The organism is uncultured Neisseria sp. (assembly GCF_951230505.1).
Lineage (GTDB): Bacteria > Pseudomonadota > Gammaproteobacteria > Burkholderiales > Neisseriaceae > Neisseria.
Genome location: NZ_CATNVN010000139.1, coordinates 1 through 4,830, shown reverse-complemented (window position 1 = coordinate 4,830; position 4,830 = coordinate 1). Strand labels below are relative to the sequence as shown.

Below are 4,830 nucleotides of genomic sequence, written 5' to 3'. Positions count from 1 at the left end.
TGTTGTCGCTTGGCCGGTAGTAACGAAAACGCCAGTATTTGCCGTTTCCCCTTGCTTGAAGATATAACCCACCGCCGTCTGATAATTGATTCGGCGGTTGTAGTTTTTTGCATTGGCTATCTGTTAGTGGCAGCGTCTGTTTAGGCATTTTTAATCCAGTTTGGGGTAACTTTTAAAAACTCATTAAGCCATTGTTAATAATTGGTTTTATGGATTTTTTGGGTAACTTGTTTAAAAAAATAGGGCTAATTTGCCCACTTTTCGGGCTTGTTTTTTGGGTAATTCCTGAAAAGTTACCCCAAAAGTTACCCTATAAATTGCGAAAACTCAAGCATACGCCAGCATATTCAAGGTAATAAAAAAGCCTTGAAACCGTTATGGCTCAAGGCTTTATGCGTATTACAGGATACTGCTGAAAATAGGGTATGGTGGAGGCGGGGGGAATCGAACCCCCGTCCGAAAGTCCTCTACAGAGCGTTCTACATACTTAGTTGTGTCTATTTAGAATCTTGTCCCCATCATGCCGACCAACAGGCCTTCAGAGAACCAGTTACCTTAAATCTCGTTTCCTGCCAAGTAACCCGACAGAAAACCAGTCAATGTAGAATGACGTTGCGGTAGCTTGCGCTACACAGCCCATTGACCAACTGCTGCAACGGCAGGCCTTAAGCGGCCAGTGCGTAAGTTTCGTCGTTTGCGACTATTTAAATTCAGTGTTTTACGGGAAATCTGAGACCCCGGTATGCCCGCATCTGCTTTGCAACCCCCGTCGAAACCAAGATCGCCCCCAGATAGGAAAAGTCGATTATACGCATGTCAGCGTGCTTTGCCAAGTTGCCGATTAATTGAAAAGGCCGTCTGAACAGCAGTTTGCTTTTTCAGACGGCCTGTTTGGCTTAGGTTTATTGATGGTAGTTTTGCAAGAAGCGTTTGAGTTTGTCCATGGCTTCTTCGATTTGATGAACGGGTGGCAGGGTAACGATACGGAAGTGGTCGGGGCGTATCCAGTTGAAGCCTGTGCCTTGGACGAACAGGACTTTTTCACGTACGAGTAAGTCGTATATGAATTTCATGTCGTCATGGATGCTGTACATTTCGGTATCGATTTTGGGGAACATATACAGTGCGCCCATGGGTTTGACGCAGGATATGCCCGGAATCTGGTTAACCAGTTCCCATGCTTTGTTGCGTTGCTCGAGCAGGCGGCCGCCGGGGAGGAGGAATTCGTTGATGCTTTGGTATCCGCCCAAGGCCGTCTGAATGGCGTGCTGCATGGGTGTGGTGGCACAAAGGCGCATAGACGAGAGCATGTCCAAGCCTTCGATATAGCCTTTTGCATGATGTTTCGGGCCGTTGAGTATCATCCAGCCTTGACGGAATCCGGCAACGCGGTAGGCTTTTGAGAGACCGTTGAATGTAACGGTCAGGAGGTCGGGGGCAAGCGCGGCGATATGGTGGTGTACGGCGTCGTCGTAGAGGATTTTGTCGTAAATTTCATCGGCAAAAATAATTAGGCCGTGTTTACGCGCCAGTTCGGCGATTTCGAGCAGGATTTCTTTGCTATACACTGCGCCGGTAGGGTTGTTGGGGTTGATGATGACGATGGCTTTGGTTTTAGGCGTAATTTTTGCTTCCATGTCGGCCAGGTTGGGGAACCAGTTGTTTTCTTCGTCGCATAGATAATGGCGGACGGTACCGCCTGCCAGTGTCGCGGCGGCGGTCCACAAAGGATAGTCTGGTGCAGGAATCAGGATTTCGTCGCCGTCGTTGAGCAGCGCCTGCATGGACATGGTAATCAATTCGGAGACGCCGTTGCCGATGTAAACATCGTTGACGGTAACGTCGAGCAGTCCTTTGGTTTGGTAATAGTGAACGATAGCTTTGCGTGCGGAGTAAAGGCCTTTGGAGTCGCAATAGCCTTGTGAAGTCGGCAGGTTGCGGATAACGTCAACCAAGATTTCATCAGGCGCTTCAAAGCCGAACGGAGCCGGATTGCCGATATTGAGCTTGAGGATTTTGTTGCCTTCTTCTTCCAGTTGCAGGGCTTTTTTGTGAACTGGGCCGCGAATATCGTAGCAAACGTGATCCAGTTTGGATGATTTAGGGAATTTCTCCATGATGTGTGTTCCGTAAAATTGTTAACAATGGGATAAATGTACTCTTTTTGTGGGTAAATTAAAAGAGTTTCAGACGGCCAAAGCTTACTTATTGCGTGCTTCGGAACGGCGAACCGTCACGCTTTTGCCGCCTATGCCCCAGTTGTCCATATCGATTTCGTCGATGACGACGACGGTCGTCTCAGGGTTTTTGTTGAGAACGCGAGTGAGTAATTCGGTGACGCCTCGGATTAATTCGGCTTTTTGCTCGGCATTCGGGGCTTCGCTGCCGCCGGTTACTTTGATGTTGACATAGGGCATAGCTTTTTCCTTTTAAAATAGCGTTCACATGTTATCTTATTTTTATCAGGCCGTCTGAAATTTGATTGCAGGATTTTTCATTGCTCATGACTGCTTTTACAAAGAATTAAGTTTTTTGGAATAGATTGTTTTTACAATGCGGTTTTATTTTGGATGGATATCGTCATGAACCGTTTTCTTCAGACTTTGATTGTGGCCGCACCGATGGTAATTGCCGCGCCTTATGTGGCGGCGGAAACGCATCCGGCGCAAAAACAGATGCAGCAGAACATTGATGCCGTGTTGAAAATTGCACGTAACACGTCTTTGACAGAGGCGCAACGTGTGAAACAGGTTGAGCAGTATGCCAACCGTTATCTGGATTATGAGCGTATTTCGGCTTTGGCGGTTGGTGCGCCATGGCGTGAATTTTCTGCCAAACAGAAAACCGATTTTATCCGTGCATTCAAAGATATGGTGATTGCGATGTACTCGCATTCCGCGTTAATTGGCGCGGCAGATGCGAATGTGCGCCTGTTGCCGAAGATGACGGCAAACGGTAATAAGTTTGACGTTTTCTCGGAAATTCAGACTAAAAAAGGCACCAAGTATGAAGTAGCCTACCAGCTTTACCAAAGTGGCGGTGCGTATAAGATTTACAACATCCGCGTGGACGGTACCAGCTTGGTAACGGTATACCGCAACCAATTTGGTGAGCTGATTAAGAGCAAAGGCATTGACGGTACGATTGCGACTGTCGAAGCCAAGGGCTTGAAGAAACAATAAGGCAGATTGAAAAAAAGGCCGTCTGAATGTTCAGACGGCCTTTTTGTGTTACGGGCTGATTAAGCACGTTTGCGGAATTCGCCGGTACGGGTATCGATTTCGACTTTGTCGCCGTTTTCGATGTAAGACATCACTTGGATTTCAGTGCCGCCGACCAGACGCGCGGTTTTCATCACTTTACCGGAGGTGTCGCCTTTAACGGCAGGCTCGGTGTATTCAACTTCGCGAACGATGATGGTAGGCAATTCTACGGAGATTGGGTTGCCTTCGTAGAAAGTGACTTCGCATACGTCTTCCATGCCGTCAACGATGAATTTCAACGCGTCGCCGATGTTGTCGGCTTCGATTTCGTATTGGTTGAACTCTTCGTCCATGAAGACGTACATTGGGTCGGCAAAGTAGCTGTAAGTACAGTTTTTGCGGGACAGGATAACGACGTCGAATTTGTCGTCGGCTTTGTAAATGGTTTCAGAAGCGGCACCGGTCAGCAGGTTTTTCAGTTTCATGCTGACTTTGGCGGAAGAGCGGCCGCCTTTGATGTATTCGGTTTTTTGAACGACCATAGGATCGTTGCCGACCATGAATACGTTGCCGGCGCGCAGTTCTTGTGCTGTTTTCATTGTAGTTTTCCAATCAAATCGGTTGTAATAAAACGCGCTATTTTAGCGTATTTTTTTGTGCTTTGAAATAAAGGCGGCAAGTTTTTCAACGGCACTTTTTTGGGCAAAAAGTCCGTCCCGCCATTTTGCCGCGCTTTGCCGCCATTCATTTTGGTGTGCAGTCAGGGTTTGCCATGCCTGCAGGCGCTGGCTGTCGCTGAGTGCTTCTCCGTTGTTGAGTTCGTCGGAAAGGCGGCGGTGTGCCGTGGCGACAACATCCGGATAAATCTGATTCGCTTTGTCCCAAAACGCGTGCAGTTTGTCGAGATGGATATTTTCTTCTTGCGGATAGATGTGCCAAAAGAAAGGCTTTCCGGCAAGTTGGGCGCGAACAAAGCTGTCTTCGCCGCGTATGACGGCGCTGTCGGCAAGATTGAGCAGTTTGTCGAAATCTTGTTGGGCAACGAAAGGGATTTTGATCAGGGTAATGTGTTCGCTCTGATACACATCGCCGTCTTCAAGCAAGGCGTTTTGCGGTACTAGGCCGCTGTCTTTCAGGCTGGCGATGATTTGTGTACCTGCAAGCAGCAGGGTAATAGGTTGGCCGGCCTGTTGCCACATGGTCAGCCATTTTGCCCAAATATCGCTTTGATAGCCGAAAAGCAGCCATTCGGACGCGTTTTTTGCGGGAAGTTTGAGTTGTCGGCGTAAGGTTTCCGTATCAAAGCGGGTAGATTCGGCGTAATCGCGTTCGCGCAGCAGGCCGCCGCTTTTTTCGCTGAAACCCATAAACCAAAAATATTTCTGTATGCCGCCGGCTTGGGGTGAGGGCATTAAGTGCAATCTCTCGTTGCTGTCTTCCGCGCTGAGATATTCCCAGTTGAGCCAAAGCGGTCGGTGTTGGCGGATGATGGATTGAACGTTGTCGGGCAGTTCGCAGGCGAAGGTTTCGATGACGATGTCGGGGGTAGGGACTGTATCGGTATCTTCGGCATGATCAGATCGGAAGAGCGTCGTGTAGGGAAAGAGTGTAGATCTCGGTGGTCGCC

Annotated in this window: 5 protein-coding genes and 1 other RNA gene; 1 reads left to right on the top strand and 5 read right to left on the bottom strand. The window is 48.5% G+C overall.

The genetic code is table 11. The features are described 5' to 3' along the window. The 4 genes from Q1M25_RS09555 to Q1M25_RS08150 all read right to left on the bottom strand — a co-directional run. Positions 1–148, bottom strand: a 148-nt coding sequence (locus Q1M25_RS09555; protein ID WP_367275827.1) for an integrase arm-type DNA-binding domain-containing protein, incomplete at its 3' end; no start/stop codon positions are given. Between the two features lie 278 nt (positions 149–426). After that, positions 427–789, bottom strand: a transfer-messenger RNA (tmRNA) gene (ssrA, locus tag Q1M25_RS08160). Between the two features lie 113 nt (positions 790–902). After that, positions 903–2,117: a pyridoxal phosphate-dependent aminotransferase gene (locus Q1M25_RS08155; protein ID WP_004519866.1), complete on the bottom strand. Its 1,215-nt coding sequence runs from the start codon at positions 2,115–2,117 to the stop codon at positions 903–905. Positions 2,118–2,201: 84 nt separating this feature from the next. After that, positions 2,202–2,417 (bottom strand): 4-oxalocrotonate tautomerase family protein, encoded by a 216-nt coding sequence (locus tag Q1M25_RS08150; protein ID WP_107723101.1) that lies wholly within the window; start codon positions 2,415–2,417, stop codon positions 2,202–2,204. Between the two features lie 165 nt (positions 2,418–2,582). On the opposite strand from Q1M25_RS08150, the gene Q1M25_RS08145 reads away from it, so the two are divergent. Beyond that, positions 2,583–3,182 carry a phospholipid-binding protein MlaC gene (locus tag Q1M25_RS08145; RefSeq protein WP_070813915.1) on the top strand — a complete coding sequence of 200 codons (600 nt, stop codon included), beginning with the start codon at positions 2,583–2,585 and terminating at the stop codon, positions 3,180–3,182. A gap of 59 nt (positions 3,183–3,241) precedes the next feature. Here the strand turns inward: Q1M25_RS08145 and efp are convergent, their stop codons facing one another. Then, positions 3,242–3,802 carry an elongation factor P gene (gene efp / locus Q1M25_RS08140; RefSeq protein ID WP_063068768.1) on the bottom strand — a complete coding sequence of 187 codons (561 nt, stop codon included), beginning with the start codon at positions 3,800–3,802 and terminating at the stop codon, positions 3,242–3,244. Positions 3,803–4,830 lie beyond the last annotated feature (1,028 nt).